General features: G+C 66.6%; 14 protein-coding genes. 10 read left to right on the top strand and 4 right to left on the bottom strand.

The annotated features are described in order from the left end of the window. Positions 1–249 precede the first annotated feature (249 nt). Positions 250–1,281 (top strand): NAD-dependent epimerase/dehydratase family protein, encoded by a 1,032-nt coding sequence (locus ACQPXD_RS30395; RefSeq protein WP_432824745.1) that lies wholly within the window; start codon positions 250–252, stop codon positions 1,279–1,281. On the opposite strand, the gene ACQPXD_RS30400 is transcribed toward ACQPXD_RS30395, so the two are convergent. Both ACQPXD_RS30400 and ACQPXD_RS30405 read right to left on the bottom strand, forming a co-directional pair. Next, a complete protein-coding gene (locus tag ACQPXD_RS30400) occupies positions 1,247–1,774 on the bottom strand; it encodes a GNAT family N-acetyltransferase (protein ID WP_432824746.1) in 528 nt (175 codons plus the stop codon). The genes ACQPXD_RS30395 and ACQPXD_RS30400 overlap by 35 nt on opposite strands. Further along, a complete protein-coding gene (locus tag ACQPXD_RS30405) occupies positions 1,771–3,189 on the bottom strand; it encodes a hypothetical protein (protein ID WP_432824747.1) in 1,419 nt (472 codons plus the stop codon). Before ACQPXD_RS30405 ends, ACQPXD_RS30400 begins: the two co-directional genes overlap by 4 nt. Before the next feature lie 211 nt (positions 3,190–3,400). Here ACQPXD_RS30405 and ACQPXD_RS30410 point away from each other — a divergent pair, with 211 nt between their 5' ends. The 9 genes from ACQPXD_RS30410 to ACQPXD_RS30450 all read left to right on the top strand — a co-directional run bounded on the left by ACQPXD_RS30410 (position 3,401) and on the right by ACQPXD_RS30450 (position 15,946). Beyond that, the gene (locus ACQPXD_RS30410) at positions 3,401–4,414 is read left to right on the top strand and encodes a D-2-hydroxyacid dehydrogenase (protein ID WP_432824748.1); all 1,014 of its coding nucleotides are present in this window, start codon (positions 3,401–3,403) and stop codon (positions 4,412–4,414) included. 1 nt (position 4,415) lies between these two features. Then, positions 4,416–5,555, top strand: coding sequence for a radical SAM protein (locus ACQPXD_RS30415; RefSeq protein WP_432824749.1), 1,140 nt, complete (start codon positions 4,416–4,418; stop codon positions 5,553–5,555). Next, complete coding sequence (locus tag ACQPXD_RS30420; RefSeq protein WP_432824750.1) at positions 5,540–6,679, top strand: hypothetical protein; 1,140 nt, start codon at positions 5,540–5,542, stop codon at positions 6,677–6,679. Before ACQPXD_RS30415 ends, ACQPXD_RS30420 begins: the two co-directional genes overlap by 16 nt. Beyond that, positions 6,676–7,515 carry a radical SAM protein gene (locus ACQPXD_RS30425; protein ID WP_432824751.1) on the top strand — a complete coding sequence of 280 codons (840 nt, stop codon included), beginning with the start codon at positions 6,676–6,678 and terminating at the stop codon, positions 7,513–7,515. Before ACQPXD_RS30420 ends, ACQPXD_RS30425 begins: the two co-directional genes overlap by 4 nt. Then, a complete protein-coding gene (locus ACQPXD_RS30430; protein ID WP_432824752.1) occupies positions 7,512–9,251 on the top strand; it encodes a carbamoyltransferase family protein in 1,740 nt (579 codons plus the stop codon). Before ACQPXD_RS30425 ends, ACQPXD_RS30430 begins: the two co-directional genes overlap by 4 nt. Then, the gene (locus tag ACQPXD_RS30435; RefSeq protein WP_432824753.1) at positions 9,248–9,847 is read left to right on the top strand and encodes an HD domain-containing protein; all 600 of its coding nucleotides are present in this window, start codon (positions 9,248–9,250) and stop codon (positions 9,845–9,847) included. Before ACQPXD_RS30430 ends, ACQPXD_RS30435 begins: the two co-directional genes overlap by 4 nt. Before the next feature lie 217 nt (positions 9,848–10,064). Continuing rightward, positions 10,065–11,717, top strand: a complete 1,653-nt coding sequence (locus ACQPXD_RS30440; protein ID WP_432824754.1) for a glutamate--tRNA ligase — start codon at positions 10,065–10,067, stop codon at positions 11,715–11,717. 681 nt (positions 11,718–12,398) lie between these two features. Next, on the top strand, positions 12,399–13,427 hold the full coding sequence (locus tag ACQPXD_RS30445; RefSeq protein WP_432824755.1) for a hypothetical protein: 1,029 nt from the start codon (positions 12,399–12,401) through the stop codon (positions 13,425–13,427). Positions 13,428–13,648: 221 nt separating this feature from the next. After that, entirely contained in the window at positions 13,649–15,946 is a 2,298-nt protein-coding gene (locus tag ACQPXD_RS30450; RefSeq protein ID WP_432824756.1) for an AAA family ATPase, read from the top strand. 617 nt (positions 15,947–16,563) lie between these two features. Here ACQPXD_RS30450 and ACQPXD_RS30455 read toward each other — a convergent pair. Together ACQPXD_RS30455 and ACQPXD_RS30460 are read right to left on the bottom strand one after the other, a co-directional pair. Then, entirely contained in the window at positions 16,564–17,355 is a 792-nt protein-coding gene (locus ACQPXD_RS30455) for a DUF2637 domain-containing protein (RefSeq protein WP_432844014.1), read from the bottom strand. 49 nt (positions 17,356–17,404) lie between these two features. Further along, entirely contained in the window at positions 17,405–17,734 is a 330-nt protein-coding gene (locus ACQPXD_RS30460) for a hypothetical protein (protein WP_432824757.1), read from the bottom strand. Positions 17,735–17,831: the final 97 nt, after the last annotated feature.

Below are 17,831 nucleotides of genomic sequence, written 5' to 3' on the forward strand. Positions count from 1 at the left end.
TCACCGGACCGGCCTCGGAGGCATGAGGCCGATCTGGCGCCGCACCCGCCCCGGCTGAGTTGGATCGCCGGTGTGCCTCACTTCGGTCAGGACAGCGACGGCGATCGCGATGACCAGTCGACCAGGTGGTCGCGCGAGTGGGAATGATCGATGGCCGTGAACAGCGGGAACGCTGTGAACCGTTGCGTGAACTCCGTGAACTCAGCTGTCGCCGGTCGCGCAGGAGAGCTGGGTGATGACAATGGACCGGTGCGGGTACTAGTGCTGGGCGGCACGTGGTTTGTCGGCCGTGCTGTCGTCGAAGATGCGACGGCACGGGGTCATGACGTGACAGTGTTCAACCGGGGCGTCACTGCGGCGCCGCTCCCGATTAGCGTTCGCCGGATTGTCGGCGATCGTGAGTCGGAGGTCGATATTCGGTCACTGGCTCGGTCTGGCCCGTGGGACGTCGTCGTTGACGTCAACGGGAGCGTGCCGGCCGTGGTTCGACGGTCCGCCAGCGTGCTCGCCGACGTTGCCGAGCGTTGTGCGTTTGTGTCGACGATCTCGGCGTACCGGGATTGGCCTCACGCTCCAGTCGACGAGGAGTCGCCGATCTGGGACGCCGACCCCGACGACGATCCGGGGACGCGCCGGTGGGATCCGGATGCGTACGGGCCGCTGAAGGTGGGCTGTGAGATTGCCTCCCGGGAGGCGTTTGGGATGCAGCGGCTGCTGCTGCTTCGGCCGCATGTGGTGTTGGGTCGCTACGAGTACGTCGGACGGCTGCCGTGGTGGCTTGCGCGGATGTGGCGGGGCGGTCAGGTCTTGGCCCCCGGACCTGATCGAGCGATCCAGCCTGTTGATGTCCGGGACCTTGCCCTGTTCCTGCTCGACCGTGTCGAAGACGGCGAGTGTGGATTGTTCAACGTGGCCCCGCGGCCGGAGGCGGCCACCTACGGCGACATGCTGTACGCCTGTATGAAAGCCACCGCCGCGTCCGACGGACTTCCGGTGGACCTGGTCTGGGTCGACGAGAACTGGCTGGTGGGCCAAGGGGTCACGCAGTGGACGGAGCTGCCGCTCTGGCGCAATGCGGCGGCTCCCTGGGGCATGAGGGTCGACCGCGCTCACGCGGCCGGTCTGCAGTGCCGCCCGCTGGCCGAAACGGTTCAGGACACGTGGGCCTGGCTGCGGGACGGAGGCCGTGCCGTCGACCATGAGCGTTTCGACGAGCATGGCATCGCGGCGGAAAAGGAGTCGGCGATTATCGGACGGTGGATGCGTCGGTCAGCGTCTTGATGAATGCCCGGTTGATCGACGGGTCACGTCCGGCGACGTAGCGTGCCGTCGGCTGGTACCCGATACCGGTAAACAAGCTGAGCGCGGCGGTGTTGCGGACGCCGGTTTCCAGGATGGTCCGGCGGGCGCCCCACGCGACCGCGGCACCTTCCAGGCGGTCGAGCAGAGCGTGACCGATGCCTTGTCCGCGCGCCGCCGGAACGACGTACGTTTTCTTGATCTCGGCGGTGGCCGTTGTTCGGTCATGCCAGCGGCAGCCGCCGCACCCTACCGGCTGGTCACGCTGGTAGGCGACGATGAAGATGCCGTTGGGTGCGCGGTACTCGTCTGGCGTGAGGTCAACGGATTCAGCGAAGCCGTATCGCCCGCATTGTTCCTGGTAGAAGGCGGCCAGCAGGCGCACGGCATCGACATGGTCGACTGGGCGTTCGACGAAGGCGACCTCGCCGGCCAGCGCAGCCCAGTCGGCGGGGATGGAAAGATCACTCGTCATACAGTCGATAATGCCTCATCGAACTGCGGTAGGAACTCAGCGACGATCGGGGAGCGTGACCGCCGGGCCAGGGCGGGTCGCAGTTGCCGCAGGTAGTTGCGTCCCCGCGGCGACTGCACGATCGGCAGGAGTCCGATGCCGGATCGCAGCGCGTCGACGGCCTCGGCCAGGTCCCCACGCCGCAGATGGGCCTGCGCCAGAAAGCTCGTGTGAAGTACTCCCGAGCGGGCGTACGTCGGCCCGCTCTCGTCCCTCAGCGCGGTCATCCTCGCGACCGAATCGGCGAGAAGCCCGATTCCTTCCGACAACAGCCGATCGCGGCTCGTGGAGGTCCGTTCGGCGAGCACGACCAGCCCCTGGCCAGCTTCCGCGGCCAGTTGCATCGGACTGAGGTAGTACAGGAACGACGGTCCCGCCTGCGCTCGGCCACGTTCCAGCAGCTCGGCGGCTCCGTCGGCACAGCGCCGGAATCGGGCCAGATCACCATCGGCCGCCGCCGCAGTCGCCTCCCGACCAAGCAGACGCGCCCGCAGGATCGGATCGCTGGTCCGACACTCGGCAGTGGCAGCTTCCGCTAGCCGCACGGCTTCCGGACCGTGGCCGGCGAACGCTGAGACGTAGCTCAGCATGCCAATCGCATTTGCAGCTCGATCGTGCGCGTCGAGTGCCCGGCACACACCTACGCTGAGCAGGAGATACCGCTCTGCCGAGCCGTACCGGCTCGAATCAAAATGCAACCAACCGAGCAATTGGGCAAGGTCAGCCACGATCGTGAGCAGCCTTCGACCGGTTGCCAGATCGTAGTTTGCGTACTCAACGAGATCGACGATGTTGCGCAGTTCAGCGGTGACGTACCGCAGGCTCAGCGCTCCGCCGCCGTGCCGATCATCCAGGCGTCGCAACGCGGAGACATGCGCCTCGATCAGGCCGACCTGTTCGGGGAGCACGTGTTCATGACCGGCGCGATTCCGGGCGACCAGGACCGCGCCGTGCAGTTGGTCCAGGACCGCTGCCGTCAGATCGGCACCCGAGGCGTCATCGACAGGGCTACGCGGGGTCGGTGAGGTCGTGGCCAACTCGCTGAGCTCCCGGACGAGATCGTCGAGATGCGTCACTGTGTCCAAACCGGTCGCCGCCGACCGCCCACCATGTGCCGGTCCGCGACCGGGCCACAGCTGTTCGACAGTGACGGTGAAGCCCAGTCGGTCGGTCAGCACCGCGGCCGCGACATCGGGGATCGGAGGGCGAGGGCGGAACCCTCGCTGAATCCATGAGTAGCCAGCTGTCGGGTCCAGCCGCAGACGGTCCCGACCCTGGCTGGACAGCCGCGTGTTGATCGCATTCACGAGCTGACGCGGCCCCCAATCCGCCAACCGCAGCAGATCAGCCAGCGCGGCGGCGGGAGTGTCACTCATCGGCGTCTCCCTATCCATCGATTCCATCGCAGAGTAGCGGAACCGTGACACGCGCGTCTGGCCCGAACTGCGGGCTCGTTGAAGTTCACGACGTTCACGGGACCCTATTCACAGTTCCCCACATTCACGGACCGGGGGTCTGCCCGATCGCCGTGGCGATTGCTGGACTCGAACGGCGGACAGCTCGACAACGGATCCAGGGGTGAATCGAATGCAGGTGGCGATCGATCTGCGATCCGATCATGGCTTCTGGGCCTTCGCCGCGCGTCACCGGTCATTGCTCGACCTCCGATTTCCGACCGTGTCGCTCGTGGAGATCGCCGACGCCCGCCACGCCGTGCAGGTGCTGCGCACGGCAGAGGCGTATTTCGGGTGGCGGTTCGCCCCTGCCTGGTTCTCGGTCGCATCCAGGTTGCGGTGGATCGCGAGTCCGGCGGCCGGCGTCGATCACCTGCCGCTGCACGAGGCCATCGAGCGCGGGGTGACGGTGACCCGGTCGTTCGGATTTCACGGCACACCGATCGCCGAGCACGTCATGGGCCTGGTGCTCGGGTTCGCGCGCGGCCTGTTCGTCGGCATGGCGAGGCAGCGCACCGACCTGTGGTGGAAGTCGGACATTGCCGCCAGCTTCTTCGACGTGTCGGGCGCAACGATGACGATCGTGGGCTGCGGTTCGGTGGGAAACGACGTGGCCCGGCTGGCCCATGCCTGCGGCATGACCGTACTCGGCGTCCGCCGGACCTTGCCGCCCACCGACTCCAAGCCTTCGCCCATCACGGGCTGGTTCGATGCTTCGCGGGTGGAGGAGGCATTGGCGCAAGCGAAGGTCGTCGTCAACCTCCTTCCCGCCGCCGCAGACACGATGAGGTTCTTCGATGAGCGGCGGTTCGCCACCATGCCGCGCGGCGCGGTGTTCATCAACGTTGGTCGGGGTTCCACCGTGGACGAGCCTGCCCTGACCGCCGCACTGGCGCATGGGCATCTCGCCGGGTGTGGGCTTGATGTGACGGCGCGCAAGCCCCCGCCGATGAATGATCCGCTGCGTCAGCATCCGCGCGTGGTGCTGACACCCAAGACGTCCGTATTCAGCCACCGGTACATGGACCACGCGGTGGAGTTCTTCGCCGACAACCTGGATCGCTACCTGACCGGTAGCCCCCTGCGTGGCCTGGTTACCTCGCCGCTCGTGGCAATTCAACCGGCGCCGACTACCGAGGGAGCATGACGTGTCTGATGTGCTGTCGATCGACGACGAGCGCGAAGAGCTTCGCGCTCGATTCGCCGCGACCGGTCGCAACCACCCGTACCTGGCATTCACGGTCAACTCGATCTGCGATCGGGACTGCGTCTTCTGCAAGCCGCGCTGCGTGGAGGACTACGGCCCGAAGGACCAGCCCCTCGAGGTCGCCGACTACGAGGCGATCGCCCGCGTGGCCGGCCAGTGGGGTGTTCGCAAGGCGCACCTGTCCGGCGGGGAACCTACGTTGCGTACCGACATCCTTGGCATCCTCGCCGCTCTGCGAGACGGACTCGGCGCGAACGCGAACATCGGCATCACCACGCACGGCAACCTGCGCCGCAGCTTGACCATAGAGGCGATGCACGACGCGGGTCTCACCTACGTCAACGTCAGCATCCACAGCCTCGACCCGAAGCACAGCGCGGACATCATGGGCGGCGGTGACCCGGCCCGCGCGCTGAACACCGTCCAGGCCGCGCTGGACCTGGGCATGCAGGTAAAGATCAACTGCGTGCTGCAGCGCAGCTACCTTGACGACGCGTTCGCCGTGCTCGACCTGGCCCGCGCGTTGCCGATCTCCGTGCGACTGATCGAGTTGCAGAACATCGGACCGGCCACCCTGCTCTTCCCCCAGGAATTCATCTCGGAAGTCGAGGTGACCCAGCGACTGGCCGACCTGTACGCCAACGCGGACGACGTCAGCCGCGCCGCGCTGGGCGTACGCAGCCCAGGCAACTACGTGCGACCCGCCGGGTGGGCTGGCAGCTTCTCCTTCATCTCCAACTCCAGCTGCGCGACATGCTCAGACGCCAACCGCATCAAGATCACACCGACGGGAATTGCACGACCGTGCATCCTGCATAACCGAGACCTCGAACTCCGCGAGTACCTCGACGACAACAGACTGCACCACGCGTTCGTCCGCCTGTTCACCGCAATCCTGGAACGCGACGCGAATCCGGCCTGGCGCGGCTACCACTACGTCGACTACGACCTGCGCTGGGACCGCATCGAGCGCCCCACAGGCGTCCAGGTGCTGCCCCTGGTACCTGTGAACGCCCTCGGGCCGCGGTGCAGCGCCTCGGCCGAGTCCACCAACGGGGGTGGCATGTGCGGCCACCGCTGATCAGTCCCTCCCGCAATGGCAGCACCTTCGACGCCGCCCCGCTGACCAGCTATGAGGCCATTGGGGCGCGCTACGGCCACAAGCTCGCCGGTCGCCTGGGCACCCACGTCACGGTGACGAAGAAGTGGCAGGATACCGACCTGGTGTGGCCTCACTCCGACATCGACCTGCGCATCGTCATCGACGAACCGCCGGCTGACTGGTTCAGCTTCAACAAACAGCTTGCGCATCTGCAGCGGGAGATGGTAATCGCCGATCCGATCCTGCGGCGCGTTCTGGAACACCCCCCGGGTTGGGTGTTCCTGCGAGGCGAGGTGGACGCAGATCTGGTCCCCGCTGCCGAGGTCGCCACGTGGAGCCACAGCTTCGGTGACCGCGCCGCGGTCGACCGTTGGCGCAAGGAAGCCCTGGCCCGACCGTGGAGCGCAGAAGACGAACGGTTCTACCGGGCCATCATCAGTGCGCGCGTCGGCGGCGCGTACCGGCTGGAGGCCGACTCCGCCGAGAATGTGGTGCTCGACGCCGAGCGGTACGGCGCACACTGCGTGTGCTGGCACTACCTGGCGCCCATGGTCTTCGCGACCGTGAGTCTGTGCACCCGCCGACGCATGTCGGGCAAAACTGAGGCCCTACACGCCTCCGCCGTCTCCGCGGCTACGGAGTTCCTAGCGTTGGCACATACGGGATACCGCGACGCCTCGGCATCCCCGGCACTACTCCGTCAGGCGCACGAGGCGATTGCTTCGCTGCCCCCGGTGCCCGAGCGCGTGCGGTCAGCCAGCACGCCGACATGGGCCGAAGTGGTTAGCGCGGTCGGTGCACTACGCTGCCGGATCTCCCGCTACTCCTACTACCTTTCACCACCGCCACTGGCCGAGACCGGATACCTGATCGACCGGGAAACCAAGGACCTGCACGGCGCGATCCGAACCCTTCGGGCAGCACGCCCTATGCTGCCTGCACCGCTGCGTACGCTGACCGAACAGTTCCTTCGGCTCGCACCTCCACCGCCGACCACCCCACAATCGCTGCGCCACTTCCTGGACAACGCCGCCGCCGAGCTCGAGGTCGTTCAAGCGCTGTTCTCCGCCAACCTCGCCGACAGCGCGGGACTGGCATCATGACCGCGCCGGCCACGCGCCCAGACGGCCGGGTCCTGACCACCGCGAAGATCAAGATCACGACCAAATGCAACCGGGACTGCGACTTCTGCATCTTCGCCGCCCGCAACCAGGGCGCGAACATGACCCGCGCCACCTTCCAGGCGATCCTCGACAAGCTCGCGACGATCCCGTACCACCAGTTGCACATCAACGGCGGAGAACCCACCGTCCACAAGGACTTCGTGACGTTCAGCCACGACGCCCGCGCCGCGGCGGCCGGTCGCCTGACGGTGCTCGGAACGAACGCCATCACCATCGCCCGCAACCGCCGACTGCTGAACACCGTCGTGGCCTGCTACGACCAGGTGCTGATCGGCTGCGACGACGAACATCACAACTACGAGCACGTCGCGCAGGTCGTACCCGTCCTGACGGCGCACGGCACGACCGTGGTCGTCAACAGCGTCCTGGAGGCCATCGCCGGCGAACGACTCCGCTGGCTGGCCGACCTGTGCCAAGCGCACGGCGCGATCCACGTGACCAACCACGTCCACCACATCGACGTCGGCCAACCATCCAACACCTTGCGCGGCCTATGCCACCGCAACCGCGACCGGCACCTGATGATCCAGGAAGACGGCTCCTGCTACCGCTGCTTCAACGCGATGGCGGCCGTCGACAGCGAATTCAGCGTGTGGGACGACGACTTCGCCGACAAGCTGTTTGCCGAGCGCACCGATCACTACCGCTTCTGCTTGAAATGCCACGAGTACACCGACTCCGGCATCCCGCCCGGTCCCACCTCGCCGACCTTCATACCGCTGTCCACGATCAGCCGAAACGGGGGAACGCGATGAGCGTCGCACTCGGCATCAACTTCCACCACGACACCGCCGCCGCCCTGATCGTCGACGGCCAGATCATCGCCGCCGAAGAGGAACGCTGGAGCGGCGTCAAGCACAACCGCACCCGCCGCGAGGATTACCTGTCCACCCCCGACCAGGCGCTGCGCTACTGCCTCAACGCCGCCGGCATCACCGCCTCCGACGTGGACACGGTATGGGCGGCCTCGATGGCGCCATCACCAGCGACCGGCGCATGGGCGAGTACCGAGCGCACCCAGCTTGCCCGTCTGCTGCCGCGCCCGCTCGGTGATCGACTGCGCCTGCTCAGCCACCACACCGCCCACGTGCTGTCGGCGTTCCCACTGGCCGAGGCCGACCACGCCGCCGGACTGGTCGTCGACGCCGGCGGCAGCGCACTCGGCGCTGACCTCGCCGGACGCGAACGCATCAGCGGCTATGACTTGACCTGGTCCGGCTGGGAACGCGTCCACCACGCGCCCCCAACCTATGAACCCGCCACTGCGGGCGGTCTGGTGCGCCGCAGCCACTCCCTCGGCCACTTCTACCGCAACCTCGCGGTGCGGTGCGTCGCGCCGGGGGACGAGCCTGAGGGCAGCATGATGGCACTGGCCGCGCTCGGAGATCCGTGTCGGTACCGCAACGAGCTCCGCGACCTGGTCCAGCTCGGCACCGCCGGCCAGATACGCATCCACCCAGCCGTGGGCTCCTACAATCTGGACGCTCCCATCCGGCTCGGCGGACGGGTGTGGAGCCGTGACACCGTGGCGGCCCACTCCGAGCAGGACCGCGCCGATTTGGCCGCCGCAGCCCAGGAGCTGTTCGAGGACGCCGTCGTCCACGTCGCCGCCCACCTACGCCGCATCACGGGAGCCGATGCCCTCGTGTTCGCGGGCGGTTGCGCGCTCAACACGCGACTGAACGCCACCCTCGCCGAGCGGGCCGGATTCGCCACGCTCTACGTGCCGCCCGCTCCGCACGACGCCGGCACCGCACTCGGCGCCGCCCTCTATGGCTGGTGCTTCGGCCTCGGCCTGCCCGCCCCAACCGCTCCGGTCGACGCAGCCTGGGGACCACAACCCGGCAACGTCGACCCATCGCAGCTACGCACCATCGCCCACCACGTAACCACCGGCCTCGCCCACGACGAGCTGATCCACCGGGTCGCCGGCCTGCTCGCGGACCAGTGCGTCGTCGGCTGGGTCCAGGGCGGCATGGAGTTCGGGCCCCGCGCCCTCGGCCACCGCAGCATCCTCGCGCACCCTGGCAGCCAGCAGATACGAGACCGAGTCAACCAGCTCAAGCAGCGCGCGTCCTACCGTCCCCTGGCACCCGCCGTACTCGCTGACCAGGCCGCCACGTATTTCCAAGGGACGGTGGACGCCTTCATGAACCGCACCGCCCTCGTGCGCCCCGACCAGCGAGGACGGCTGGCCGCCGTCACCCACGTCGACGGCAGCGCCCGCGTCCAGGCTGTCGCCTACGGCCACGGCGCTTTCCGCGATCTCCTGGAGGCATTCGCCCAACGCAGCGGCATACCTGTGCTGCTGAATACCTCGCTGAACCTCAAGGGACGCCCGATCATCCGTACCGCGCAGCAAGCTGTCGAGGCGTTTGTCACGCTGGATCTGGATGCCCTCGCCGTGGGCGACACGCTGATCGTCCGCGCCGGCATCCCCACCGACCCGCTGACCACGCCAACCCTCGCGTCGCGCGGAGCAGCGCGATGACCCCCGCGCAAATCACTGCCCGTCTACACATCGACGCCTGGCATACGCCCGATCGCGAACATGGTCTTCGGGCCGTCCAGCTGGCCGACCGCGTCTACAAGGGCGCCACCCGAGACCACGGAACCCCGTACATCGAGCATCCGGTCGCTGTAGCCGAGATACTCCGTGACGAAGCCGGCCTGTACCAGCCACGGACACTCGTGCTCGGGCTGCTACACGACGCCCTCGAAATCCGATGCGATGCGGTCGCGGAGATCGCCGACGAACTCGGCCTCGCCACCGCCGAGGCACTCCGTGCGCTGACCCCTGACCATCGCCTCGCCGGACGCCCCCGTGGCCCCGGCGACGACGACGCCTACCACCGCAAGATCGCAGCGCTGCCTGACGAACTGCTCGCCGTCAAACTCGCCGACCGCGTCCACAACCTACGCGACCTCCCGGCCAGCGCGAACCCCGACCGCACCCAACGATTCCGCACCCAGCTCATCGACTTCTACCTCCCACTGGCCCGGACCCGAGCAGCGACGAGTCCGGCCATCGACGCCCTGGCGACCACGCTCGCCGCTGACGTAGCGACTGCGGGTTTGATGTTGTGACTGGCGACCAGCAGCGGCGTATCCATGGAATTGACCGGCCGGAACCGGGGCGTCGATCCGTGCTCCTATGATCCACATCGCAATGGGCGTTCACCCCGCCGTGACCACTCGCCGTGCCTGCGCCAGCTCATGACGGACAGCCACGATTGCTAACCTGACACAGCGTGCCGTAGTAGATCCATGATCAGATTCGACCTGGAAGCGAGACTCACCACCGATGCTGGACCGCGCGGTCATCGACGCCCTGTTCCCCGCTGACCTGCCCGAGCCCGAGCAGTGGGAACAGCAGTACCCGCCGCGCCAGCTGCCCGAGGCCGCCCAGGTCACCCGGTTCGCGCCGTCACCCACCGGGTTCGTGCACATCGGCGGCATCTACACGGCCACCATCGACCGTGACGTCGCCACGCACTCCGGCGGCGTCTACCTCGTACGGATTGAGGACACCGACCAGTCCCGTGAGGTCGAAGGTGCCCTGACCCAGTTCGCTCGCGGGTTTGAGTACTTCCACCTCGCCGCTGACGAGGACGACGGGCACGGCGCGTACGGCCCGTACCGCCAGTCCGACCGCGAGCGCATCTACCTCACCTACGTGCGGCACCTACTCCGCCAGGGCAAGGCGTACCTGTGCTTCGCCACCAAGGATGAACTCGCCGAGATCACGGCCCGCCAGCAAGCGGCGAAAGTGCCGCCGGGCTACTACGGACGGTGGGCCATCTGGCGCGACGCCGACCCAGCCGACGTGGCTGCCAAGCTCTCCGACGGCACCCCGTACGTCGTGCGGTTCCGCGCCCCGGACGACGCCGCGAAGCGACGGGTCCGTTTCACCGACGCCATCCGCGGCGAGCTGGAGCACGAGGCCAACCGCAACGACACGGTCATCCTCAAATCGTCCGACCAGTCACCCCGGCTGCCGACCTACCACTTCGCCCATGCCGTCGATGACCACCTCATGCGCGTGAACCTGGTCGTCCGCGGCGACGAATGGATCTCCTCGGTGCCCCTGCACCTACAGCTGTTCGACGCGCTCGGGTTCGTCCCGCCGACGTACGCGCACATCGCGCCGCTGATGAAGCAGATCCCCGGCGGCAAACGCAAGCTCTCCAAGCGCAACGACCCCGAAGCCAGCGTCGACTTCTACCTGCAAGCCGGCTACCCCGCCGAGCCAGTCCTCTACTACCTGCGCGGCCTGGCCAACGGACGACTCGCCGAAATGCCGCTCGACGCCGCACTCACCACACCGATCCGGCTGGACCAATGCGGCGCCGCCGGCCCGCTGGTCGACCTGGTCAAGCTCGAAGACATCAGCGCCGACTACATCGCCACCCTCACCAGCCGGCAAGTCTTCGACGCCGTCCGCGCCTGGGCCACCCAGCACGACCCCGAATTGGCCGACGCGCTCAACACCGAAACCGACCTCGCACTCCGTGCCATCGCAGTGGAGCGCGAAGGCGTCGACAACCCACGCAAAGACCTGCACAAGTGGTCAGACTTCCGCCCTGCCTACGGCTTCTTCTTCCCCCAGCTGTTCACCCCGCTCGCCGGCACCAACGACCAGCGCATCACACCGCTCGGGGTCGCGCCCGACGTCGCCACCAGCTTCGCCCGTGACTTCGCCGACGGGTACGAACACCGTACCGACTCGCAGGAATGGTTCAACCAGCTCCGCGAACTGGCCGCAACGCACGGCTTCGCCCCGACCGCCAAGGAGTACAAGAACAACCCGGACGCATACGCCGGCTCGATCCGCGAAGCCTCTCAACTCGTCCGCGTCGCGCTGACTGGCTCCACCCGCAGCCCTGACCTACACGCCATCACCCAGGCGCTCGGCGCCGACGAGGTCCTGCGCCGCCTGAGGGCGCTCGGAGTTTGAGTCAACGAGGCCGATGGTGAGCTCAAGGAACGGATCGCCAACTCCGGTTCGGCGTTCGCATATCTAGGCGCGATCCTTCGATCCAGTGTCGTGACGTGAATTGACCGGGCTATATGGCCGTTCCGCTTGCCGCACGCTGGGTGTCGGGGCGGATGGTCCCTGCACGGCTCGTCACGCCATGCAACGAATCGATCACCCTGCTGTCATGAGGATCCGCAGCGAGCGACCTCATACCCGGAACGGAGTACGCCTTCCGGGTGATCGTTCGCGCCACGCCGTGCGGAAACTTGCTTCGCTCAGATGCTGGCCCGATACTGCTTGAGGCTGTTGCCCAGTTGATCGCACGCTTATGTCAGTGCGTCGTGATCGACTCGGGCCAACCGCACAGACGTCTTCCAGTGGGACCGGCCTTCGCTGCAGCGAGCGGCGCCTGACCCGACTGGAATCCTGTGGGACCCGTAATGACGGGACGTCCGTGCGGATCGCTGCCAGCCGCAACGCTAAGGAGTCCGACCGGGTCAACTATGCCCGGGCGCTCCGTCGTGGGCGGCTGGTCGAGGTGAGTAATGCAGAGCGGCTTGCTGTCGCACCGAGAGGACAGGCGCGGCCGTGTTTAGTCTCAGCGCGATTCGCGCTACGTCCGTTGCTGCCGCTCGCCCTCCAAGCGATGCGAGCGATCCAGTGCTTGCCGAATTGGCCGGACGGGAGTTCCGCTTTGCTGTCCCAGGCATACCGCCTGTCCGACTACCGCGAGACCGTCAGTCGCTGGACAACATCTGGAAGACGATCTCCCATCCGCCGGCCGGACATGCCGAAGCCGCGTGGCATCCGGCGGTCTGGACCGCTCTGACCCTCCCCACGACGTGCATTCCCCTCACGCCAACGCAGGGCGCCGATCGCGCGTTTGCCAGCGTTGCGACCGTCGACCTGCCTAATCGTACACCTGTTCTGGCGATTGTGAAGGTCTCGTTTGCGGCGATGAAGTCGCGGTTCGCTCCGCCTGTTGTTGCCACCGCGTCAGCCACTGTGGTGTCGGGCGTGGACGAGATGGCCGAGCAGCTTGAGGAACTCTTCGTCCAAGCACTGCCGCAAGCGCGTTCGGCTGCTCAGCGGTCGTCGAATAAGGCGATTTGGTTGGGCGGTGGCAGCACGGTTGCTGCGATCGATGTGACGTGGCGCACCCGTATCGAGGCCATGGGCGCGGCCATGGGGCTACGCATCGAGATTGTTGAGGACCCGGCCCGTCACGTACGTGATGTCGAGGCGAACTTGGGGCGGGCCACTCCACCTGCATACATGTTGATGTGGCGGTCCATGTCCCGTGGCGCCGAGAGGCTCGTCGACACCTTCTGTCGGATATGTCTGGACGGGGCTGTGGTTCAGTTCGACGAAGCCAACTTCCATGATGCTCTCGTCGAAGCTCGCCTGGCTCTAATCGAACATGGACGGGCCGAGCCCCCGATCAATGGCGGAGGCGGCCGCCGGCCGCCTGTGGCTGGGGAGGAACGGTTCTACATCAAGACAGGTGGGTCGAAGGCCGGCGACCGACTGGTCGAGGTCGCCGACTGTGGCCACGAGCAGTGGGGCGGCGACGCCCGACGTAAGGCGCCGCGTGCTTTGATGGGCGTGCAACGGCTTGAAGGTGTTAGCCCCGAGTCCTTGTTTCGGTGCGCGAAGTGCAGCAAGCACCGCTGGCGTGCCCGGTTTTGAGGGACCGAGCGTCGAGATGGTCGCCGAGAGAACGAGCACGGCGCATGTCACCAGGAAGGAGACGCCACAAGGTGTCAAGCGACTCAGTTGTTCGGCTCGTAAGTGAGCGGCTGGCAGCAAGCGACTTGCCCGCCGGACCACGGCGTCTCGCTCTCGCCGCAGTCCTCGGAAAGCCGACGCTCGATCGGGCGATTACGTCACCGCGCGAGCCGATCGCCGCGATGGTGGTGGACGAGGCTAGTCCCTCGCCGCGTCAAGTCTGGCTTAGGAGCATCACGGTCGGTGGCTTCCGTGGCGTAGGACCGGCGACAAGGCTGCCTCTCGACCCAGGACCGGGTCTCACACTAGTCGTTGGGCGCAATGGTTCGGGGAAGTCGAGCTTCGCTGAGGGCGCTGAGGTCGCGCTGACCGGTCGTAACGATCGCCTTACGACCAGTCCCGCCGAGTGGCGCAAGCAGTGGCGGAACGTCCACGACGGAGGAAACGCCGAGGTCGCTGTTGAATTACAGGTCGACGGTGACAGCCGCCATCTGACGGTACGACGTCGATGGACCGGCAAGGATATCGGCGATTCTGTGTCCGCAGTGGAATGGGACGGGGTTGAGCAGGGCGGACTGTCGGAACTCGGCTGGGATGAGGATCTCGACCGGTACCGGCCTTTCCTGTCCTATGACGACCTCGGCAAGGTCAGCGGCAAACCGAGCACCGGGTTCGATCGCCTCATTGCAGTGCTCGGACTTGAGGCCATTACTCACGCGCAGAACTTTCTCATGGAGGTGCGCGGCGAGTTGGCCAAAAAAGTTACCGCACCGCGGGAGGTATTTCCAGAGCTGATTAAGGATCTTGAGACGATCGCCGATGACCGGGCCCGGCGCGCCTTGCAGGCGCTGAAGGCGAACCCGCCAAACATGTCCGCCGTGCACGAGGCGCTGGCTGACCAGCGCGACATGGGCAGCGACTCTGCCCGCGCCGTTCTGAATCGCCTCGCCTCGCTGTCAGCGCCGGACGACAGCGCGGTCCATGCAGCCGCCGAGAGGCTACAGGTCGCGGCTGAAGCTGTTGAACAGGTCAAGGGCACGGACGCGGACGATGCGAACCAACTGGCGGAACTCCTTGAAACAGCCTTCGCGCACCACGCCTCGCACGGCGACGGTCCCTGCCCGGTCTGCGGCAAGGGCGCACTCGACGCCGCTTGGCGGGAGCGCACTACGGACCAGATCACGCGCCTACGCAAACGCGCTTCAGCCGTCACGGCCGCGCGAAAGGCCCTCCGTGACGCCCTGAGTAGAGCACACCGGGTCATTCAGGCTGTGCCCAGTGAACTCGTGCGCGAGAGTCCGGACGGTGTGGATACCGCTGAGGCTGCGGCAGCCTGGCAGGCGTGGGCTGCTCTCACTGCCGAGGCCGACGGCGCAAGGCTGGCGGCCGGGCTGAACGGCCTGCTACCTCAGCTCATGCAAAGCATCGCAGCGGTCCGCGATGCAGCGACTGAGCGCCTCCGGCGTTTGGAAGACGCGTGGCGCCCCTTTGCCGGCCGACTGCAGCGGCTACTCGACTTGCACACCGAGGCCGAACAGGCACGGCCCACCCACGACGACGTCGCAGTGGCCCTCGACTGGATCAAAGATGAAGCCGAGCGTCTCCGCGACCTGCGACTCGCCCCTTTTCGTGATCAGTCTTCACGCATCTGGTCAGATCTTCGCCAGGAGAGCAACGTTGATCTTGGAGCCATCGCCTTCGCAGGCTCAGGCCCGACAAAACGGAAGCTTGAACTGCCGGTCAGGATCGACGGCGTCGCCGGCGGCGTCTCGATGCTCAGCAACGGCGAGCTACACGCTCTCGGGCTAGCGTTGTTCCTACCGCGAAGCACGGCACCGGACAGTCCGTTCCGATTCGTTGTCATCGACGATCCAGTGCAGGCAATGGATCCCACCAAGGTGGAAGGGCTTGCAAAGGTCCTGCACGAGACGGCCCGCCACCGTCAGGTCGTAGTCTTCACCCACGACGACCGACTCGCGGATGCGCTGCGACGCCTGATGCTTCCCACGTACATCCTTGAGGTCGTACGTAGGGAGGGCAGCAACGTCGAGATCAAGCCGAACCTCGATCCCGTCCGACGCTACCTCGCCGACGCCCGCCAGATCGCGCGCACGGACCGGCTGCCCGAAGACCTGGCCGCTATTGCAACAGTCGGAAGTTGCCGGGACGCGATCGAGGCAGCGTGCCAGCGCACTGCTCGCCGGCGCCTGCGCGCCCAGAACGTCTCTATCAGGGAGATCGACGAAAGGCTCCTTAAGGCACAGACGACCAACCACCGCGTCGCCCTGGCGATGCTCGGTGACAGCCGCCGCACCGGGCAACTGATGACGGCCCTCAACAGACTGGTCGGTGAGCCGTGGGCAGCGGACGTCCTCCGCGACGTCCGCGAAGGAGCACACCATCCACGCGCTGAGCTCGACCGCATCATCAACGACAGCGAGCGCCTGTGTGACCTGATCATTCAGGCTGGCGAATCATGACCGCCCCGAGCGAGAACTCCTCGCTACTCCGGAAACATGGAGTTGGGGAACCCTGGTCGGCGCTCGCCTGCGCGGACCGACTGCTACGAGAACCGGACCCCAGCACCGCTGGGCTTTGGCCCCGCACTGCCGCCCGCCTAATACGTGTCGCACTTGAGCAGGCCGTCGACCGGTACTGGACCATTGTCCGGCCAGAAATGTTGGACTGCCCCATCGCGATGAGGCTACTCATTCTCGAGAACGTGCTAGGCCGGGCAGAAGCGCGCGACACATACCTCCTTTGGTCCCAGCTTTCCGACGCGACTCACCCCCATCCGTACGAGCTGGCACCTACCGTCAGTGAGCTACGACGCTGGCACATCGACGTCAACCGTCTGGCTATCCAACTCGACTCGGACCCGGCTCCAGCATCCGGAACAACATCCCGCCTGCAACAGAGCAGCAGACATACCCAGCCGATCAAAGGATCTTTAGGCGAACCACGACCCTCACTGTCGAAGAACGAATGAAGCGGTTACGCGCGACGGCTCGTCGAGTCGCACGTGCCCGACATCGTGGTGACCCGCCCGGGCCACCACGACGCGGGATACAGCGATGCTCAGTGTCGAGCCGCGTAGCTACTGTCCGACTACGGTCGTGGAAACGACCTCCGCCTCTTCGGACTGCGGCGTTGGGCTGGCTCCGGGTCTATCGTTGAGGATCTTCCGCAGGGTCACGGCGCGGGCGTTGGACACCCTGTGACCGTCGGCGCGGAGTTGGTCGGTCAATGCCTTGTGAGTCAGTGGCCGACCCTGACGGCGGAGCGCCTGCTGTGCCGCGGTCGCCGCCGGGAGCAGGTGCGCCACGTCGGGGGCCGTGCCCGGATCGCTCGCGCGGCCACGTCGCGGGCGCTTGGCTTGGCTCGCGTCGTCGCCGCGTGTCGCTATGGAGCCCGCTGCCTTACCGTCGCTACGGCGCTCCACGCGATGACGGTCCGACGCGCCGGTTGCGTTACCGGGCACTGCCGGATTGATCGGCAGAACTGACTGGGGCGCGGTGACCGGCGCGGGCAGCGCGGGCTGACGGGTAGCTGGCAGGACAGGTGTCATCCGACCCAGGGCGATCTTGACCATGACCAAGAAGCCGAGCGCCGGCAGCGCGGCAGCCAGCCAGCCGATCACCGACCGCTCCGCCTCGACCACCTGCGCGGCGATCGACAGCGTCACCGCGCACACCAGCACCACTGCCGGAAAGTGCACCGACTTGTGCTGGCGTTTACGCCGGCGGATCTCCAACCCGCTGGCACCAGACATCAGCTCCAGTACGACGGCATCGGCCCAGGCCAGCCAACCGCCCTGGCCATGCGCGGTGGCGAGGTTGTGGACATGGGTAAAGCTCGCCGCACCAGCGGCGCCACCGATGGCGAACATGATGATGATCTGCACGATCCCCTCGGCGCGGCTGGTCCGAGTCTCCAGATCACCCGTGGTTGCTGGGGTGGTCATCCACGCTCACCTCCTTGGTGAGCGCGGATAGGTACGCCTGGACCTGCGCCGCCTGCTCGGCTTCGCCGATCTGGCTTAGGTTGGCCAGGAATCCGCCCAGTTCTGCGGCGTGGTCCGTGGTCAGGTGGAGCGAGGCGCTGATCGGCAGCCAGTCGCGCTCCAGACCGGAGAACTCCAGGTCGACGTAGGTAGCGGTTAGCCACCGGGCGTGCGCCTGGTACAGACTTGCGGTGACCTCCAGTCGCTGGCTCGCGCTCCCGGGAGCGCTGAAGGTGGTCGGGGTACTGCGGTGCGCCTCTCCCATGGATGTGGATGGCGTTGCGGTGCAACGGTTTCGGTCACACCAGGTGGGGTGCTGGACGTGGTCCAGATTGTGTGAGCTTTTTTCGCTCATTGACTAC

Source organism: Dactylosporangium sp. CA-092794 (genome assembly GCF_050948465.1).
Classification (GTDB): domain Bacteria; phylum Actinomycetota; class Actinomycetes; order Mycobacteriales; family Micromonosporaceae; genus Dactylosporangium.

Excerpts from the sequence above, each read along its gene's own strand:
- ACQPXD_RS30400 (WP_432824746.1), bottom strand. The coding sequence starts at position 1,774 with ATGACGAGTGATCTTTCCATCCCCGCCGACTGGGCTGCGCTGGCCGGC.
- ACQPXD_RS30405 (WP_432824747.1), bottom strand. The coding sequence starts at position 3,189 with ATGAGTGACACTCCCGCCGCCGCGCTGGCTGATCTGCTGCGGTTGGCG.
- ACQPXD_RS30410 (WP_432824748.1), top strand. The coding sequence starts at position 3,401 with ATGCAGGTGGCGATCGATCTGCGATCCGATCATGGCTTCTGGGCCTTC.
- ACQPXD_RS30425 (WP_432824751.1), top strand. The coding sequence starts at position 6,676 with ATGACCGCGCCGGCCACGCGCCCAGACGGCCGGGTCCTGACCACCGCG.
- ACQPXD_RS30430 (WP_432824752.1), top strand. The coding sequence starts at position 7,512 with ATGAGCGTCGCACTCGGCATCAACTTCCACCACGACACCGCCGCCGCC.
- ACQPXD_RS30435 (WP_432824753.1), top strand. The coding sequence starts at position 9,248 with ATGACCCCCGCGCAAATCACTGCCCGTCTACACATCGACGCCTGGCAT.
- ACQPXD_RS30440 (WP_432824754.1), top strand. The coding sequence starts at position 10,065 with ATGCTGGACCGCGCGGTCATCGACGCCCTGTTCCCCGCTGACCTGCCC.
- ACQPXD_RS30450 (WP_432824756.1), top strand. The coding sequence starts at position 13,649 with ATGGTGGTGGACGAGGCTAGTCCCTCGCCGCGTCAAGTCTGGCTTAGG.
- ACQPXD_RS30455 (WP_432844014.1), bottom strand. The coding sequence starts at position 17,355 with ATGTTCGCCATCGGTGGCGCCGCTGGTGCGGCGAGCTTTACCCATGTC.
- ACQPXD_RS30460 (WP_432824757.1), bottom strand. The coding sequence starts at position 17,734 with ATGGGAGAGGCGCACCGCAGTACCCCGACCACCTTCAGCGCTCCCGGG.